This window comes from Fibrobacter sp. UWCM (genome assembly GCF_900129735.1).
Lineage (GTDB): Bacteria > Fibrobacterota > Fibrobacteria > Fibrobacterales > Fibrobacteraceae > Fibrobacter.
In genome coordinates this window covers 36451-53492 of record NZ_FQWR01000010.1, presented here as the reverse complement: position 1 = coordinate 53492, position 17042 = coordinate 36451, and the positions used below count along the sequence as shown (strand labels likewise).

Genomic DNA, 17042 nt, shown 5'->3' with positions numbered 1-17042 from the left:
CTGCTTTTTGCAGGGTCTTTTTTTACGATTTATTTTGCTTCGTTTGTCCTGTTTTAAGTGTGTGTTGCTGGGGGTGGGCGTTTTTACCAAACTTTTGCGTTTGATTTGTTTGCAAATGGGGGTGCGGTGTATTATATTTATTTTATCCGATAAGGAGGAAGATTATGAAGAATTTTGGGGTACTAACCGCAATTTCTACCCTGGCCGCCATTTCGGCCTCTACGGCAATGGCCGCTACCACGCCTTACGACCTGATTCGCCCGACCTGGCCCTTGAGCTGGGACGCGAAAGTGTTCGAGAATTTTGACACGACGGTCACCAAGAAGATTGGCGTTCTGAATATTCCCGCAACGCCTGCAAGTTTTAAGGCGGGGGCGATGATGCCCGACACCCTGGACCAGGCCTACTTTGATGCCATCAACACCAAGATTTCGCCGATCCGCGTGAACCAGGCGGGCTACCTCAAGAGCGACAAAGTTCGCCAGTTCTACTTTGTGGGTGCGGCCAAGGACTTTGAAATTGTGGATGCCGACGGAAAGTCGCTCAGCACTAAGGTGACCGGTCTCTTTACCACGACCACCACCGAAACGGCGAGCAACTGGACCATTGTTGCCGGCACAAACGCAACAACAAATGATCAACAGCGCTACAAAGTTGAATTCACTGGTCCTTCCGGCATTGTCCAGGTTGGAAACATCCCGCAGAACGTACCTACCGAAAAGCGCCTGCGCATCAAGGTCGGTGACGAAATCTCTAGCACCTTCATTGTGAGCGACGACGTTTACACCATGGCAAAGGATGCCACGCTCAAGTTCTTCGGCATCCAGCGCAGCGGAAACTCCGAGTCCTGGTTCCACGGACCGAGCCATACCAAAGACGGCGGTGGCGCGATTACTACGGCAGGAGATACTACCTCTTCCTTTGACGCATCTAGGGCAGGTTCTTTGGCAGGCGGTTGGTATGACTGTGGTGACCACCTGAAGGAATCGCAGACCATGGCGTACGCCTTCATGACCCTTGCCGTGATGCATGCCACCAACCCCGGTAAAGACGTGGACCACTACGATTACAACCAGGGTGAATTCGTGAAGACCGACGGCGTGCCCGATGTCTTGCGCGAGGCCAAGCATGGTGCTGACTTCTTCTTGAAAGCGTACGAATTCGCCAAGGGCGTCGTTGACGACATGCCTGTTTCTGTGGGCAGCTTCGGTAGTGATCACGGCTGGTGGGGACGCCCCGAAGCTCAGGATTATCTCCCGACAGACAATTCTTCCGTTGCCACAGACCGTGGTGGTCCCGCAGCCAGAATCGTGCGACTCGGAGAACTCGGCGCCAACATTTCCAGTGACATCGCAGCAGGCCTTGCAATTCTTTCCAAGGACTACGCCAAGTACGACAAGAAATTTGCAGACAGTTGCTTGGTGGTTGCCGAAAAGATGTACGCCTTTGCCAAGGATTTGGCCCAAGGCAAGACTTTCAAGAACAACAAGACTACCTTCAGTTCTCCCGCCTATAACGGCAACAATGAGTTTACCGACGACTTGGCGCTCGCTTCGGTGGCGCTCCTGTACGCTACAGGCAAAAAAGATTACGCCGACGACATGATCCGCACGACGGAACTGTTTGCAAGTCAACAGATCCGTGACGGCGCAGGCTTCTTTGGTGGTGGTTGGTTCGCTGCCGATGCGGGTGGCATGCTTAAAAACCCAAAGAACACCAACTGGGCGAACGCCCATAGTTTCGCGCTGTACGCTTTGTACAAGTTGATTCTTGCCGACAAGACCAAGGCAACATCTGAATACGGTCTTACCGAAGCTGAACGCCTCGCGGCCATTGAAGACTGCCTTGCCGACATGATTGCGAACCTCAGTGATGTAAGCGGAAACATCGGGAGCGAATCGGTTGTGCTTCCGGCAGGTGGCGTCGCCTTCAAAGGCAATACGGTAAAGTACAACCCCATCTGGTACACGATGCTTACCGACCAGAAATGGAATTTCAACCGTTATCAAGCGGGAAACATCTTTGAAGTTTTGGCATACGCCGATGTAGCCGCCGATATCGAAAAGCAGGGCGCCACGCTCCCGGCTATGGCAAGTACGGGCCTCAAGGCAAGTGAAATGCGCCAGCTCGGCATCAACCAGCTGAACTACATGCTCGGCGTGAATCCGTGGGACGTTTCGTTCGTGTACGGCATTGGCGATAAGAACGACGCTCACCCGCATCACCGTGCTTCTAACCCCGAAGGCAAGACCTCTCCGGGTTTTAACTACAAATATAATTGCCCCGTAGGAGCCCTTTTTGGTGGGACTGTTCCTGGCGATTCAAGCTCGTTGGTTCCGGAAAGCAAAATGAGTTGGGAAGATTATCATTTGTCTGAAACCTGCCTTGACGCCTCTGCGACGCTGCTGTCGGCCCTCACCATCGTCAGCAACGGCGGCAGCGACTACTACGAAAAGAAGTGCGATAACTGCAAGACCGGCGAAATCAATCCATTCTCTGAAGAGGTCTATGCAACGGCATATCACTATACGTGGACAGACATGGACATGTTCAACATTCAAATCTTCAATGAAACCATAAAAGACGTTGACAGCGTTATGGCCTATATCTACTTTGACGCAACCGAAGAAGATGTGGATGCGTGCGGGGTCATATTCGATCAAGACCTATGCGCAACTTACGATATGGCCGGATTCATCAAGGCTTGCAGTAACGATTCGGAAATAAGAAACTATATGAGGAGCCATGGACCTCAAAAGGTTGAAGACACCTACAACGAAGAGAAAAAGACGTACACATGGGTACAACCCATTTATGTCGGAAGTATCGGACTTGGAACTAGAATCCGAATGGACGTAGGCGTATCTTCCGGTATTAAGGAGGGTAATACATGCGAAACACTTCGCACTCCCGCCAAGGTCAAGGTAACGGAAGGCTGGAGCTTTGTCGCCCACGAGGCCAGCAAGGATGCTCCCGCCTACGATGGCGCTCCTGACTGGGACAAGGATCAAGGCGATATTCAGGAAGCTCCTCAGAATCCCTACATCGTCGTCCGTGGCAAGGGTAAGCTACTGTGGGGTTACGGCCCGGGCAACACCACCAGCGACCGCGTCGGCTTTGTGAGCGTCGCACAGAGACTTGATACCCAGATGCAGCTCAGCCGCAACACGCTCTACATGCAGACAAACGCCCGGGGCACCAAGACCTTGAAGATTTTCGACATGCTAGGCAACCAGCTGCTGACCCAGAGTTTTGAAGGGTCGCAGGCTCGGGTGAACCTCGAGAACCTCCATCGCGGTGTTTTGGTGGCGAGACTCGTGGCTGGCAACAAGCTGCTTGCGTCGAAGGTCATCAGGGTTAAATAAGGTTCTATATGGCAGAGAAGATTTCCGAAATTTCGAAGAAATTCCATGCGGACAAGCGCGGGAACTGCGCGATGTCGGTGGCTTACGGTTATGCCCGCGCTACGGGCAAGTCCGAGGCGGAAGCCGTTGAGGCGGCGGAGATGTTCCGCGCATTCGGTGGAGGCAAGGCTCCGAACGGCGCCTGCGGTGCGCTCTATGCAGCAAAAATGATGCAGCCCGACCATGCCGATGCCATCGAGGATTTCTTTAAGCGCGGCGCTCAGAATTTTACCAAGTGCCAAGAAATCCGCCCGAACAAGGTCATCCCGTGCAACCGCTGCGTGGAACTTGCGGGCGAGGCGCTCGATTTTCTGGAAAAGTAGGATGGCATCCTGCGTTGCGAAAATTCTATCTTTGAGCTTGGTCTTTAGCAAGAGGAATTCCCTATGTCCGTAATCGTGGTTGACTACAATGCCGGTAACTTGACATCCGTGATGAACGCGCTTGCCCGTATCGGGGTAGACGCGAAGTCCAGCCGCGATGCGGACGAAATCGCGAAGGCGACTCGCCTGATTTTTCCGGGTGTGGGTGCCGCCGCTTCTGCGATGGAAACGCTTACCCGCACGGGTATCGGCGATGCCATCAAGACTGTGGTGAAGGCGGGGAACCCGGTGCTCGGCATTTGCATCGGCTGTCAGATTATCCTCGAAGAGAGCGAGGAAGACGGTGGCGTCAAGACCCTCGGGCTAATCCCCGGCAAGGCGGTTCGCTTCAAGGACGAACCCGGCCTCAAGATTCCGCACATGGGCTGGAACCAGGTGAACTTCACCCGCGAGCACCCGATTATGAAGGGCATCCGCAGTGGTTGTGATTTTTACTACGTGCATTCGTACCACCCGGTGGTACCTGCGGAATATGCGTTTGCCGAAACGACTTACGGCACGCAGACGTTCCAGGGGCTCATCGGCAAGGACAACCTGATTGCAAGCCAGTTCCACCAGGAAAAGAGCGGTGACGTGGGTCTTGCGATGCTCAAGAATTTCTGCGACTGGAACGTATAGTAGAGCGGTCGCCCCGTGAACGAAAAAGGCCCGTGTTAAACGGGCCTTTGTAGTGAAAGCGAGTGAGAAACCGGAGGTCTCGATAACAGGGACGACGAACGAGCGGTCGCTAAATCTTACGGTAATTCGCCGCCGATAAGTTCCATCTGCTTCTTGAAAATATCCTTGCAAGCGTTCTCGCCGAGGTCGAGGAGCGTGTTGAGCATGTTGCGGTCAAAGCTCGCGTGTTCGCCCGTGCCCTGCACCTCGATGAAATTCTTCGCATCTTGCATCACGACGTTCATGTCGACGTCGGCGGCGGAATCTTCCACATAGCACAGGTCGCAGAGCGGCTTGCCCGAGACGACGCCCACGGAGATTGCGGTGATACCGTGCTTTAGAATCTGCTGCGTGATACCGAGGCGTTCCTTGATTTTCTTGAGGGCAATGGCAAGGGCCACGAAGCCGCCAATGATGCTCGCGGTACGCGTGCCACCGTCGGCTTCGATCACGTCGCAGTCGACCACGATTGCGTTCTCGCCGAGTGCTGCCAGGTCGGCTGCGCCGCGCAGCGAGCGGCCCACCAGGCGCTGGATTTCTTGCGTACGGCCGCTCGCGCCCTTGCGTTCGCGTTCCACGCGCTTGCCCGTGCTCTGCGGGAGCAGACTGTATTCGGCAGTAATCCATCCGGTACCGCGGCCGGCGAGCCAGTCGGGAACTTTCGGCAGGAGGGTCGCATTGCAGATGACGCGGGTGCGTCCCATCTCGATGAGCACGGAACCGTCGGCGCTCGAAATAAAGCCGGTGGTCATCTTTAGGTTACGGTATTCGTCGAATTTGCGGTCAGTACGTTCGTAAGCCATAATTGCTCCAATTATCAATCATCCATCATCAATTATCAATTAATAACTCAGTTTCTCCGTCGTGCCTTCGCGGAAACTCCCGAGACGGTACACGAAGTCGCAGTAGCTTTGCAGTTCCTTGAGCGCCTCGATGACGGCAGGGTCCTTCGGGCTCCCCTCGAAGGAGAGGTGGAATATGTATTCCCACGGGCGGTCGGGATGCGGGCGGCTCTCGATGCGGGTGAGGTTCAGGTCGCGCTTCGCGAAACACCCGAGTGCGGCATGCAATGCGCCGGACTTGCCGGAATCGCTCAACATGAACAACAACGTTGTCTTGATTGTGCCTTCTTCCGGGAGCGGGTTTGCCGTCTTCTGGATGGCGTAAAACCGGGTGAAGTTCACCCCCGGCAAGTTCTCTATACCTTCGGCCAAAATATCCAGGCCGTAGAACTTGCCGGCGTAGGCGCTCGCAATCGCGCCTACGGTTTTATCGCCGCGCTTCGCAACCTCTTCGGCACTGCCTGCGGTATCGTAGAACGCGGTGCTCTTGATTTTCGGGTTGCGCCCGAAGAATCGGCTGCATTGCGCAAGGCCCTGCGGGTGGCTCAGCACTTCCTTCAGGTCAGTAAGCTTTGCCCCGGGGAGCGCGCAGAGCGAATGCGAAATCTGGAGTTTGACTTCGCCCACGATGGGGTGGCGCCACTTGTACAGCAGGTCGTAGTTGTCGTAGATGGAACCCGCGGTGGAGTTCTCGATAGGGATAGCCCCACCATCCACGGCGCCGGTCTCGATGCCCTGGAAAATCTGCTCGAACGTGTCCATCGGGACAACTTCGATATCGTTTCCGAACAAGTGATATGCGGCGCTTTCGCTGTAGGCCCCGCGACGGCCCTGAAATGCGATTTTCTTCATAGGTAAAAAGATAAAATAAAATGAATTTGGTTATTGGTTGTTGGTCGTTAGTTGTTGGTTGTAATAATCGCACCGTAGGTGCCAAACTAAAACTATTGACTATTAACTAATGACTAACAACTATCAATTACCTAAACCTTCTCCCGCCCTGGTACTTGTGGCTCCAGTACTTGTCGTTCATGGGCGATATCATCACGCCCTTGCTGGAACTTGCATGTATGAACCTGTCTCCCGAAAGGTAGATGCCCACGTGGTCGATTTTCCAGAAACTCCCGAAGAACACCAGGTCGCCTTCGCGCAGGCTTCCACGGCTCACGCTTGACCCGCGGCTGTCCTTGTACATGCTTGCTGCATTGTGGTCTAGCGCTATGTTGAAGTAACCCTTGTAAACCTGCATCACGAATCCGGAACAATCGGTCTTGCTCTTGCTTGCGGCGCCATACACATATTTCGCGCCAATCCATCCGCTTGCGTATTTTTCGAGCGAACCCTTCGATTCGGGTTTCGGCGCCGCCTTTGCCGCTTCTTTCCGGGTCGCCGCGTCGCGGACTTTCTGCGCGGAGTTCTTGTGCTGGCTAGAATCGCTCCTTGCCGCAGTTCTTGCGGGTTCTGCCTTTGCGTCTCCCTGCGCATTTTTTGCCGGCGCATCTTCGCTTGTATTGCTTGCCTGTGCCGCGCCCGCATCTGTGGATACCGGCTTGTAGTCGCCGATGTTACGGTCGTAACCCGTGCGTTCGGGGAATGCGCAACACACAAGCCCCGCACAAATCGGGACCAGCATCAAGCCTGCGATTTTCGAAAGCGAAACCATCGCTACGAAATGTAATTAAAACGCGCTCCCTTCGGGCTACAAACCCTTGTCCTATCCGATGAATCCGTGCGGTTCGAACCCGAGACCCTTCACGAGTTCGAAGTCCTTGCAGCTGTTTACACCGGCGGTAGTGAGCATGTCGTCGGTGATGGCCGCGTTCGCACCACTCTGGAATGCGCGCTTGCCGTCATCGCCCAGTACGCCGCGACCGCCAGCGAGGCGGATGAACGCCTTCGGGTTGATGAAGCGGTAGATTGCCACGATGCGGCAGAACTCGTCGTTCGTGAGTTTCGGGAGGTTCTCGTAGGGCGTGCCGGGGATGGCGTTCAGCACGTTCACCGGAGTGGATTTCACGCCGAGCCCGCGCAGGTCGAGGCACATGTCGATGCGGTCTTCCATCGTCTCGCCGAGCCCCATGATGCCGCCACTGCAGATTTCGAGCCCTGCGGCAAGCGCGTTATGCAAGGTGGCTATCTTGTCGTCGTAGGTGTGCGTGGTGCACACGTCGGGGAAGTGCCTGCGGTAAGTTTCCAGGTTGTTGTGGAAGCGGGTGAGGCCCGCCTCCTTGAGCTTCTCAAACTGTTCCCTGTTCAGGAGGCCTGCCGAAAGGCATACGGAAAGTTTGGTCTCTTTTTTGAGTCTGCGGATGGCTTCGCTAATTTGTTCGACATCACGGTTCGAGAGCGTGCGCCCCGATGTGACGATGGAATAGCGCGGGATGCCTGCGGCTTCTTTCTTCTTCGCGTCCTTGACGATTTCGTCGGCGCTGAGCAGCTTGTATTCGGGTGCTCCTGTGTGGTAGTAACTACTTTGTGCGCAATACTTGCAGTTTTCGGAGCAGCGTCCGCTGCGGGCGTTCACGATGGAGCAAAAGTCGAAATCGTTTCCGTGGAACTTCTCGCGGATCTCATTTGCCGCCTGCGTGAGTTCGCCGAGGTCGGCGTCCAGCAGCTGGATAGCCTCTGCGCGGTTGATTTCGTACCCTTGCAAAACCTTGTTCTTCAGGTCGATGACAAAAGACATGGCGTGCTCCTTGAAACAGTCGGTGCCAAATGTAGAAAAATGCGGGTCGTGCATCCGTGCGTATATGCAACAAAATGTTCAATACGTGGCGAAAATATGATAAAATTTTATAAAAATGACTAAATTTTAATAAAAACTTTGATTTTGTTCTATGAAACGCTTGCTTTTGATGGTCGCGGAATGTATATTTGTGGGTGATGAAACCGATTGTCGAATATTCCGATTTCCGCAAGTACATGCTGGATTTTTACGAGGAGCGCAAGCGCTGCTCCGCCTTTTCGTGGCGTGAGTTCTCGAAAATCGCGGGCTTCACTTCTTCTTCGTACATGAAGGTAGTTTGCGACGGCAAGAGCAAGCTCAGCAGGATTGGCGTGGAACGCACGGGGGCTGCCATGGGCCTCGTGGGGTTCGAGATGGAATATTTCCGCGCGATGGTGGAATACGGCCAGGTGGAATCCGAAGAGAAGAAGGTCGCCGCCTACAACAACATGCTCGCCATCGCGAAGGTGCACAAGGTGCGCGTGCTGGAAGGCGACCTGTTCAAGTTTTACGAGACGTGGCAGAACCCGGTGGTGCGCGAACTTGCCCCGCAGATGCCGGGCGCGACACCGGGCGAGATGGCGAAGAAGTTCTATGCCGACGTGAGTGCCGCCGAGGTGCGCGAGTCGCTCGATTTCCTCACGAAGTCGGGACTCCTGAAGAAGACCGAAGACGAGAATTTCTTGCGGACGGAAAGTTCGATTACCGGAACGCCCGATGCCACAAGGCTTGCCCTGCGCGGAATGCACCGCCAGATGTCCAAGCTCGCGACACCCGCGCTGGAACTCCCCGTGAATGAACGCAACTTCACGGGCGTTACCATGGGCATATCCAGGGAACTGTACGGGCGAATCGTGAAGGAACTTGACGAATGCCTCCGCCGGATTGTGGCGCTCGCTTCGGAAGAAAAGAACATCGAGCAGGTTTACCGCCTGAACCTGCAACTTTTCCCGCTGACGAAGAACATCAAGGAAGGCGAAGCCGTTGCCTGCAGCGACAAGGAGAATGACGATGAATAAGGCTTTTGGATTCTCGGCGGTTCGCCTGCATTTTACTTTGTCTGCGCTTGCGGTTCTTGCTATTGCGCTTGTTTGCGGTTGTTCCGATTCCGACAAGCTTGCTGGTACCGCCGTAGAACCGAACGAATTGGCCCTGGAATCTTCCAGTTCCTGCTTGGAACCGGAAGAGCGCCTGTCCAGTTCGGAACTAGATAAGCCGTTGTCAAGTTCGTCGGAAAATGAACCGGCATCCAGTTCGTCGGAAAAGCCGAGTGAGTCCATGCTGCCGGAACCGAAAAGCAGTTCTTCTTCCGTTAGCCCCGGTGAGCCCGCCATGAATCCGACAGGGCTTGAAGACTATGCAAGTTTCTACGGGGTGTCGGATGCGCAGTTCGACAAGGCGGTCATTGCCTCTGCGGTTGTGTATTCCGCGAAATCCGTCAGTACGTTGAATCCGCCCCAGACTCCGGATGATTCTTCGAATACGGAAATTCAACCGGTTGAGGGTGCTGTGACGGAACTGAACAGCCCCGGCCTGCACAAGATGAGCGGCAGGCTCGAAGCTTTGAATAGCGTGTTCCCGGAATCGGCAAAGGAGCTTGTCGCGCAGGCCAAGAAGGCGGCTGCAGAAGACCCGAGCTGCGAAACGTACCTGTACAACGTGCGTGGTCAGGAAGGCTCCATCGCGCACATGCTTGTGGGCGTTGCAAGCGATACGCTTACGGTTCTCGATATCCGCGACAGCAATTGCAGGAGTACCCAGGGCCAGGTATTTGGATTCGTGTTCATCTACTGCGGTGAAATGGACCGCATGCCCTTCGAGAATCGTATTTATGCGGACCGCGACCCGGGTGCGGGGAAATGCCCGGTGATTGACACAGATTACGAGTGGACCGAGTAGACGCGGGGTTGCGCGCTTTACGGCTGCGAAACGCGAATGTAGTCCACGAGCATCTCGTTCGGGAACTGCGAATCGTCTACCTCGAATCCGGGCCAGTTGCCTGCGACGGCTACGTTCAATATGAAGAATTGCGGCTTGTGGAATGCCTCCAGACCGTCCTTCGCGTTCTCGATTGCGATTTCTTGGTACTTGAAATCGTCGACGTACATCGCGATGAGCTTTTCGTTCCAGACCATCTTGTAGTTGTGGAACTGCGTGATGTCGAGTTCCTTGCTTGTGCCGTAGTAATCCCTGGTGTTGTTGCCGTAGTCGGCTTGGTTCCCTCCGGCTTGCCAGTGGTTGGTGCCGTAGACGACGTTCTCGCTGTTTACCGCCTCGATGATGTCGATTTCGCCACAAGCGGGCCAGGAGACTGCGTCGATGTTTTCGCCGAGCATCCAAAATGCGGGCCAGATTCCCTTGCCTACGGGTAGCGCGATGCGGGCCTCTACCGTGCCGTAGGTGAAGCTGAACTTGCCCTTGGTTATCATACGGGCCGACGTGTATTTTGCGCCTTCGTAATCTTCCTTGTTCGCGCGGATGTGGAGGATGCCGTCTTGCGCGAAGGCGTTCTCGCTGCGCGCGGTGTAGTATTGCCACTCGTTGTTGCCCCAGCCGCTTGCTCCTGTCTCGAATGTCCATGTGGTGGTGTCGATTGAGTCGAATTCGTCGTGCCAGAGGTACACTTCGGCAGGTTCGGCAGGCTCACCAACCTTATCAGAGGCCTTGTCGCTGCTGGATGTCTCGGCGGAGACGGAAACATCTATTGAAGAGGATGATAAGTTCGCTGAGCTGAGCCGAAGCGAACTCGAAGAATTCGTGGCAATCTTGTCGCTGCTGCTCGCGGGCGGTTCTTCTGCGGGGCCGGAACTGCTCGAATCGGAGGAGCATGCGAAAAAGACGGCACTTGCTGCCGAGACGATTACAAGGGGCGCTGCGAACTTTTGGAACATTCTTTAAATATAGCCTAAATTCCTGCGTCAGTGCCCTGGATACTCCAAATTGGAATAACGGGCGCGGTGAATGCTCCCTGCGAAAACGTGTTTTTGTAGTAGATTTCTTGAAAAAAGGGATGTTTATATGAAAGCTATTCTCAAGTATGGCCTGGTTGCCGCGTGTGCCCTGGCTGCAAATGCGTTTGCGCAGGATTTCTGCAACACTGCCGCCCATAGCGGGTCCAAGGTGGAGGTCTCCACGAACAATGTGGGTTCGTTCAGTAACGGTATCGGATACGAACTCTGGAACGAAGGCGGCAACGGTGGTTCCGCGACGTTCTACGACGACGGCTCTTTCAACTGCCAGATGACCGGCGCCAAGGACTACCTTTGCCGCGCGGGGCTTTCTTTCAATAGCGACAAGACCCATGCCGAACTTGGCCACATGAAGGCGGATTTCAAGTTGGTCAAGAGCAATCTTTCGGGAATCCAGTATTCCTATATCGGTATTTACGGCTGGACCCGCGAACCGCTGGTGGAGTGGTACATCGTCGATAACACCGGCAGTGAATACATGCCTGGCGATTGGGTGGCCCAGGGATCCTCAGCAAAGAAACATGGTGTTTATGACATTGATGGAGCGAAGTATACGGTTTACGAAGGCGACCGTACCTCCTATTCCATCGATGGAGACAACAAGTACTTCAAGCAGTATTTCAGTGTGCGTACTTCGAAGCGCGACTGCGGTACCATCGACATTACGGCCCACTTCAAGAAGTGGGAAGAACTCGGCATGAAGATGGGCAAGATGCACGAGGCAAAGATTCTTGGCGAAGCGGGAAACTCCGAAGGGGCAAAAGCCAGGGGCGAGTATGATTTCCCCTATGCGAAGGTCTATATCGAAAGTGATATGCCGTCGAGTTCTTCTGTTGCTCCTGAGGTCAGCAGTTCGTCGACCACGGCTCTCCAGGGAATACGCTCCGTGACTGTCGGCAGCAATACGTCGCTCGTATTCGACGCCCAGGGCAAGTTCCTCAGTTCCTTCGAGACTGAAAACGATGCGGACTTGACTACTGCAATCAAGGCCAGGTTCCATTCCGGCATCTTCCTGGTGAAGCAGGGCGGGAACGTCCGCAGCATCTCGGTGAAGTAAAGAAACTAGTCCTGCGGGGCTTCGGGCGGGACTCTCGCAATCACGCCGACGGTCGCGCGCGTCGCCTTTACGAGGTCGGCGGGTGCGATTTTCAGTTGCAGGCCGCGTTCGCCCGCACTCACGTAGATGAACGGGAACTGCATCGCCGTCTCGTGAATAAAGATGGGGAAGTTCTTCTTGAGGCCGAGCGGGCTACAGCCGCCGCGGATGTAGCCGGTAAGCGGGGTCAAGTCCTTGAGCGGGACGGTGTCGATTTTCTTGTTGCCGCTGACCTTGGCGGCGCCCTTCAGGTCCACTTCGAGGTTGCCCGGCACCACGCACACGAGGTAGCCGATCTTATCGCCGTGAACGAGGATGGTTTTGAAAACCTGGTTGATGTCTTCGCCGAGGCTGTCTGCCACGTGTTGTGCGCCGAGGTCGTTCTCGTCGACCTTGTAGGGGATGAGCTCGTAACTGATTTTCTGGCGGTCGAGAATGCGTGCCGCGTTTGTCTTCTTGATGTCCATGTGGTAAAATATAAATCTTTGCGGTATGGCGTGCAATAGGCCTAAATTGCTATATTGCGCGGTATGGATACGCTCGTCTACACGGCAGATATTTCGGCGCTGGAAAGTCCCGCAGTTTTTGAAAGGCTGCTCGGGGAGGTGCCCGAGTACCGGCGCGAGAAGGCGATGCGTTTCAAGTTCCCGGGTGGCCGTGCGCAGTCGCTTGGGGTGGGCCTGCTGTTGCGTATCGCTTGTCGCGATTTCGGGATTGAAGGCGCGGACGCCCATGTGGTGCTCGGCGAGAACGGGAAGCCCGCTTTTCGCGATGAGCCGGAGGTGCACTTCAACCTCTCGCATTCCAAGACGCGCGTGATGTGCGTTATTTCGCCCTACGAGGCGGGTTGCGACGTGGAGCGCGTGCGTCCGGGGCGTTCTCGCCTTGCGGAACGCTTCTTTAAGGAATCCGAGAACGCATGGATACATTCCTTCCCGGAAGGCGATGCGCAGGATATTGCTTTTTGCCGGCTCTGGACGCTGAAGGAATGCTACATGAAGGTGACCGGGCGCGGGATGGCGCTCTCGCCGGACAAGTTCACGCTTTCTGTGACGCCCGATGGCATATTGCTCGATCACGAAGGCCCGCGACCGGAATACAGGTTCTTTGAACTGCCTGCCCGCCAGCTGACGGAAGGTGACCGCTACTGCCATGCGTATTGCTTGAAGGGCATGCCCGAGGGACATCAGGTGTTTTGTCGAGATGTTGACCTTGCGGGAAATACTCCGTTCAATGAGGTCGCGCGATGAAACCGTATAATGCAATCCTTGTCGGGAACGGCACCATGGGCAAGCGGCACCGCGCACGTTTTGAGGCGTGCGGTGTGAAGTTTATCGCTGTTGCGGATAATCAGGAAGAATTTAACGAGATTACTGATAAATTAACATATTGGACTGTAGATAAATTAACGTGCAGGGCGGCAGTCGATAATACTGCAGACGTGTTGTCTGCTGGCATTAAAACTGCAGGTGGGCTGCCCGCAGACTTTGCGGTAATCGCGTCGCCGGCATCGACGCACTATGCCTACGCGAAGTTCTTCCTGGAGCGTAAAATTCCCGTGCTTGTCGAAAAACCGCTTGCCACCTCCGGCGAGGAGGCGCAGGAACTTGTAGACCTGGCTGCGAAAAACGATACGCTCCTGTTTGTCGCGCAGTCGGAATGCTTCAATCCGATTTTCCTGAACTTTCGCAAGCATTTCCTTGCGGAACTGAACGCGCGTCTTGGTGCGGGCGATAAACAATACGATGCCGGCGATAAACAATTAGGTGCCGGCGATATGTTTGTTGCTGGCGATAAACTGTCCGCGGGCAACGTGCGCCTGGAATTTCGGCGCGAGCACAAGTATTCTGAACGCTGCCGCGATGTAGACGTTTCCCTCGATTTGCTGGTTCACGATCTCGGGCTGTTCTTCACCCTGTTCCGGTATGAAGATGTCGATATCTCGTTCAAGACATCTGCCGAATCCCGCGATAGGGCAAGGATGTATTTGAAGGTTGCGCGCGGGCCCTACAAGGGCGTGACTGCGGATTTTTACGTGAACCGCGACAGCGACGTAGATGTACGCACGATTTCCGTGAGTTATGGCCGGCAGGGAGGCTCTCCCGGCTCCGATTACACCGTGAGCCTTGCGCGATATCTCGACAACGGCGAAATCGCCCACATCCCGGATTCGCTCGAGAACGAACACAGGTTCTTCCTCAAGCTTTTGGACGGAGCCTGCGGTGACTGGGGCAAGCGCATTGCTCGGATTGCGGCGGACTGCGTGAAAATCGCCTCTCGGCAATAAGTAATTTTTCCATTTGCTTCGCATAGCTTCGTTTTTATAACAAGGACGAATCTTGCGCTTGCAAAAAAAATCCCGCGATTTCTCGCGGGACTTTCTACAGTCGTCATGTTCGCGCAGGCGAACATCTTAGATCCCCGGTCAAGCCGGGGATGACAAACGGGCCGATTACAGCTTGATGCTGCAGGGCTTGGCGTGCCAGATTTCCTCGGCGTACTGCTTGATGGTACGGTCGGAACTGAACTTGCCCATGCGGGCCACGTTGAGGATAGCCTTCTCGGCCCATGCCTTCTTGTTCTGGTATTCCTTCGCCACCTTGGCCTGCATGTCCACGTAACTGCGGAAGTCGGCGCAGAGCATGTACGGGTCGTGGGTGAGGAGTTTGTCTGCAATGTGCTTGAACAGGTCCGGACGGTCGGGGCTGAAGAAGCCGGAACCGATGAGGTCGATAACGCGGCGCAGGTCGTCGTCCTTCTCGTAGAAGTCGCGCGGACGGTAGCCCTTGGCGAGCAGGTCGGTGACTTCTTCGACGGTGAGGCCGAAGATGAAGATGTTCTCGTCGCCGACTTCTTCCTTCATTTCCACGTTGGCGCCGTCGAGCGTACCGATGGTGAGCGCGCCGTTGAGGGCGAACTTCATGTTGCCGGTACCCGAGGCTTCGGTGCCCGCGGTAGAAATCTGTTCGGAGAGGTCAGCCGCCGGGATAATCTTCTCGGCGAAGGAGACGCGGTAGTTCTCGAGGAACACCATCTTGAGCTTGCCCTTGCAGACCGGGTCGGCGTCGATGATGGCGGCGACGGCGTTCGCGAGGCGGATGATCTGCTTGGCCATCCAGTAACCCGGAGCGGCCTTACCACCGATCATGATGGTACGCGGCAGGATTTCCTTGCCGTCCTTCACCTGGATGTACAGGTGGATGGCGTGGAGGATGTTCAGCAGCTGGCGCTTGTATTCGTGGATGCGCTTCACCTGCACGTCGAAGAACGTATCGGTATCGACATCCACGCCCTGCGTTGCCTTGAGGTACTTGGCGAGGCGTTCCTTGTTCTGCTTCTTGACTGCCATGAATTCCTTCTGGAATGCGGCGTCCTTAGCGAACTTCTCGAGCTTGCGCAAGTCATCGAGGTCCTTGACCCAGCTTTCGCCAATCTTCTTGGTGATGAGGCTCGACATGGCGGGGTTGGCCTTGCGGACCCAGCGACGCGGCGTCACGCCGTTCGTCTTGTTGTTGAACTTTTCGGGCCACAGTTCGTAGAAGTCCTTGAAGAGGGTGGTCTTCAAAAGGTCGGAGTGGAGAGCGGCCACGCCGTTCACGGCGAACGAACCCACGATGGAGAGGTAGGCCATGCGGACCATCTTGCAGCCGCCTTCCTCGATGAGGCTCATGCGGGCGAGGCGTGCGTTGTCGCCGGGCCACTTCATGCTCACCATGCGCAGGAAGCGTGCGTTGATTTCGTAGATGATCTGGAGGTGACGCGGGAGGAGCTTCTCGAAGAGGCTGACCGGCCACTTCTCGAGGGCTTCCGGCATCAGGGTGTGGTTCGTGTAGGCGAACGTCTTGGTGACGATGTCCCAGGCTTCGTCCCATTCCATGTTCTCGATGTCGAGGAGAATGCGCATCATTTCGGCGATGGAGATGGCCGGGTGCGTATCGTTCAGCTGGATGGCGACCTTCTCGGGGAACTTCTTCCAATCGCCGTCATGGAGCTTCTTGAAGCGCTTGATGATATCCTGCAGGGAGGCGGAGCACAGGAAGTACTGCTGCTTGAGGCGCAGTTCCTTACCGTTCATGGAGGAGTCGTTCGGGTACAGCACCTTGGAAATCGTTTCGGAAAGTTCCATGTCCTGCACGGCGGCGATGTAGTCGCCGTTGTTGAAGTAGCTGAGGCCGAAGTCGTCGGTGGACTTCGCGCTCCAGAGGCGCAGGTTGTTCACGGTGTTGTTCTTGTAGCCCGGAATCGGGGTGTCGTACGGGAGGGCGAGCACGTAGTCCTTCGTTTCCCAGCGGTTGCGGAGCTTGCCCTTCTCGTCCATCCAGCTCACCACGTAGCCGTAGAACGGGACCTTGATGGCGTTGGCCGGGCGGGCGATTTCCCAGGGGTTCGGGAGGCGCAGCCAGTTGTCCGGCTGTTCTTCCTGCTCGCCGTTCACAATCTTCTGGCTGAACATGCCGTATTCGTAGCGGATGCCCATGCCGGTGGCCGGGAGTTCGAGCGTTGCCATGGAGTCGAGGAAGCAGGCGGCGAGGCGGCCGAGGCCACCGTTGCCGAGACCAGCGTCAACTTCCTGTTCGCGGAGTTCTTCGAGGGTCATGCCGATTTCGTCGAGCGCTTCGGTGACGGCGCTTTCGACGTCGAGGTTCAGCACGGAGTTGCCGAGCGTGCGGCCAATCAAGAATTCGAGGGAGAGGTAGTAGACGCGCTTCACGTCCTGCTTGTAGTAGGTCTCCTGGGTCTTGATCCAGCGGTCCACGAGACGGTCGCGGACGGCGTATGCGACAGCGAGGAACTTCTCGTGGTCGGTCACGGTCACCTTGTTACGGGCGAGCGTGTGGTGGATGTGGTCGGTGAACGCCTTGCGGAACGATTCCGCGTCGGTGCCGAGCACTTCGACTTCTTCTGCTTTCTTGGTTGCTTTTGCCATGACTAAGCCTATGGGTTAAAGTTTAAATTCTGGTTCGGG

Annotated in this window: 15 protein-coding genes; 8 read left to right on the top strand and 7 right to left on the bottom strand. The window is 55.5% G+C overall.

Features of this window, described 5'->3' with window-relative positions:
* Positions 1-164: 164 nt before the first annotated feature.
* The 3 genes from BUB22_RS08330 (at position 165) to hisH (ending at position 4405) form a co-directional block, all read left to right on the top strand.
* Positions 165-3365 (top strand): glycoside hydrolase family 9 protein, encoded by a 3201-nt coding sequence (locus BUB22_RS08330; RefSeq protein WP_073114731.1) that lies wholly within the window; start codon positions 165-167, stop codon positions 3363-3365.
* Between the two features lie 8 nt (positions 3366-3373).
* Entirely contained in the window at positions 3374-3727 is a 354-nt protein-coding gene (locus tag BUB22_RS08325) for a hypothetical protein (protein WP_073114730.1), read from the top strand.
* Positions 3728-3790: 63 nt separating this feature from the next.
* Entirely contained in the window at positions 3791-4405 is a 615-nt protein-coding gene (hisH, locus tag BUB22_RS08320; protein ID WP_073114729.1) for an imidazole glycerol phosphate synthase subunit HisH, read from the top strand.
* Positions 4406-4521: 116 nt separating this feature from the next.
* Here hisH and rph read toward each other — a convergent pair whose 3' ends face one another.
* The 4 genes from rph to bioB all read right to left on the bottom strand — a co-directional run bounded on the left by rph (position 4522) and on the right by bioB (position 7972).
* On the bottom strand, positions 4522-5247 hold the full coding sequence (gene rph / locus BUB22_RS08315; protein WP_072808586.1) for a ribonuclease PH: 726 nt from the start codon (positions 5245-5247) through the stop codon (positions 4522-4524).
* 39 nt (positions 5248-5286) lie between these two features.
* Positions 5287-6138, bottom strand: a complete 852-nt coding sequence (locus BUB22_RS08310) for a prephenate dehydratase (RefSeq protein WP_073114728.1) — start codon at positions 6136-6138, stop codon at positions 5287-5289.
* Between the two features lie 127 nt (positions 6139-6265).
* Positions 6266-6949 (bottom strand): C40 family peptidase, encoded by a 684-nt coding sequence (locus tag BUB22_RS08305; RefSeq protein WP_073114727.1) that lies wholly within the window; start codon positions 6947-6949, stop codon positions 6266-6268.
* A 51-nt stretch (positions 6950-7000) separates the two neighbouring features.
* Positions 7001-7972, bottom strand: a complete 972-nt coding sequence (gene bioB / locus BUB22_RS08300; RefSeq protein WP_073114782.1) for a biotin synthase BioB — start codon at positions 7970-7972, stop codon at positions 7001-7003.
* A 197-nt stretch (positions 7973-8169) separates the two neighbouring features.
* Here bioB and BUB22_RS08295 point away from each other — a divergent pair, with 197 nt between their 5' ends.
* Complete coding sequence (locus BUB22_RS08295; protein ID WP_073114726.1) at positions 8170-9030, top strand: TIGR02147 family protein; 861 nt, start codon at positions 8170-8172, stop codon at positions 9028-9030.
* Entirely contained in the window at positions 9023-9910 is an 888-nt protein-coding gene (locus BUB22_RS08290; RefSeq protein ID WP_139258869.1) for a hypothetical protein, read from the top strand. Before BUB22_RS08295 ends, BUB22_RS08290 begins: the two co-directional genes overlap by 8 nt.
* Positions 9911-9927: 17 nt before the next feature.
* On the opposite strand, the gene BUB22_RS08285 is transcribed toward BUB22_RS08290, so the two are convergent.
* The gene (locus BUB22_RS08285; protein ID WP_073114724.1) at positions 9928-10902 is read right to left on the bottom strand and encodes a glycoside hydrolase family 16 protein; all 975 of its coding nucleotides are present in this window, start codon (positions 10900-10902) and stop codon (positions 9928-9930) included.
* Between the two features lie 127 nt (positions 10903-11029).
* On the opposite strand from BUB22_RS08285, the gene BUB22_RS08280 reads away from it, so the two are divergent.
* Complete coding sequence (locus BUB22_RS08280) at positions 11030-12037, top strand: glycoside hydrolase family 11 protein (RefSeq protein WP_073114723.1); 1008 nt, start codon at positions 11030-11032, stop codon at positions 12035-12037.
* Between the two features lie 5 nt (positions 12038-12042).
* On the opposite strand, the gene ybaK is transcribed toward BUB22_RS08280, so the two are convergent.
* Positions 12043-12543 (bottom strand): Cys-tRNA(Pro) deacylase, encoded by a 501-nt coding sequence (gene ybaK / locus BUB22_RS08275; protein WP_072808570.1) that lies wholly within the window; start codon positions 12541-12543, stop codon positions 12043-12045.
* 63 nt (positions 12544-12606) lie between these two features.
* Here ybaK and BUB22_RS08270 point away from each other — a divergent pair, with 63 nt between their 5' ends.
* Entirely contained in the window at positions 12607-13326 is a 720-nt protein-coding gene (locus BUB22_RS08270) for a 4'-phosphopantetheinyl transferase family protein (protein ID WP_073114722.1), read from the top strand.
* Positions 13323-14363 carry a Gfo/Idh/MocA family protein gene (locus tag BUB22_RS08265; RefSeq protein ID WP_073114721.1) on the top strand — a complete coding sequence of 347 codons (1041 nt, stop codon included), beginning with the start codon at positions 13323-13325 and terminating at the stop codon, positions 14361-14363. The genes BUB22_RS08270 and BUB22_RS08265 overlap by 4 nt, the downstream gene beginning before the upstream one ends.
* A 165-nt stretch (positions 14364-14528) precedes the next feature.
* Here the strand turns inward: BUB22_RS08265 and BUB22_RS08260 are convergent, their stop codons facing one another.
* Positions 14529-17003 carry a glycogen/starch/alpha-glucan phosphorylase gene (locus BUB22_RS08260; protein ID WP_073114720.1) on the bottom strand — a complete coding sequence of 825 codons (2475 nt, stop codon included), beginning with the start codon at positions 17001-17003 and terminating at the stop codon, positions 14529-14531.
* Between the last annotated feature and the right edge of the window lie 39 nt (positions 17004-17042).

Bases quoted from the DNA above. Each gene is read 5' to 3' on its own strand.
- BUB22_RS08260 (WP_073114720.1), bottom strand. From the start codon at position 17,003: ATGGCAAAAGCAACCAAGAAAGCAGAAGAAGTCGAAGTGCTCGGCACC.
- BUB22_RS08290 (WP_139258869.1), top strand. From the start codon at position 9,023: ATGAATAAGGCTTTTGGATTCTCGGCGGTTCGCCTGCATTTTACTTTG.
- BUB22_RS08330 (WP_073114731.1), top strand. From the start codon at position 165: ATGAAGAATTTTGGGGTACTAACCGCAATTTCTACCCTGGCCGCCATT.
- hisH (WP_073114729.1), top strand. From the start codon at position 3,791: ATGTCCGTAATCGTGGTTGACTACAATGCCGGTAACTTGACATCCGTG.
- BUB22_RS08265 (WP_073114721.1), top strand. From the start codon at position 13,323: ATGAAACCGTATAATGCAATCCTTGTCGGGAACGGCACCATGGGCAAG.
- ybaK (WP_072808570.1), bottom strand. From the start codon at position 12,543: ATGGACATCAAGAAGACAAACGCGGCACGCATTCTCGACCGCCAGAAA.
- BUB22_RS08325 (WP_073114730.1), top strand. From the start codon at position 3,374: ATGGCAGAGAAGATTTCCGAAATTTCGAAGAAATTCCATGCGGACAAG.
- BUB22_RS08305 (WP_073114727.1), bottom strand. From the start codon at position 6,949: ATGGTTTCGCTTTCGAAAATCGCAGGCTTGATGCTGGTCCCGATTTGT.
- BUB22_RS08270 (WP_073114722.1), top strand. From the start codon at position 12,607: ATGGATACGCTCGTCTACACGGCAGATATTTCGGCGCTGGAAAGTCCC.
- rph (WP_072808586.1), bottom strand. From the start codon at position 5,247: ATGGCTTACGAACGTACTGACCGCAAATTCGACGAATACCGTAACCTA.
- BUB22_RS08310 (WP_073114728.1), bottom strand. From the start codon at position 6,138: ATGAAGAAAATCGCATTTCAGGGCCGTCGCGGGGCCTACAGCGAAAGC.
- BUB22_RS08280 (WP_073114723.1), top strand. From the start codon at position 11,030: ATGAAAGCTATTCTCAAGTATGGCCTGGTTGCCGCGTGTGCCCTGGCT.
- BUB22_RS08295 (WP_073114726.1), top strand. From the start codon at position 8,170: ATGAAACCGATTGTCGAATATTCCGATTTCCGCAAGTACATGCTGGAT.
- bioB (WP_073114782.1), bottom strand. From the start codon at position 7,972: ATGTCTTTTGTCATCGACCTGAAGAACAAGGTTTTGCAAGGGTACGAA.
- BUB22_RS08285 (WP_073114724.1), bottom strand. From the start codon at position 10,902: ATGTTCCAAAAGTTCGCAGCGCCCCTTGTAATCGTCTCGGCAGCAAGT.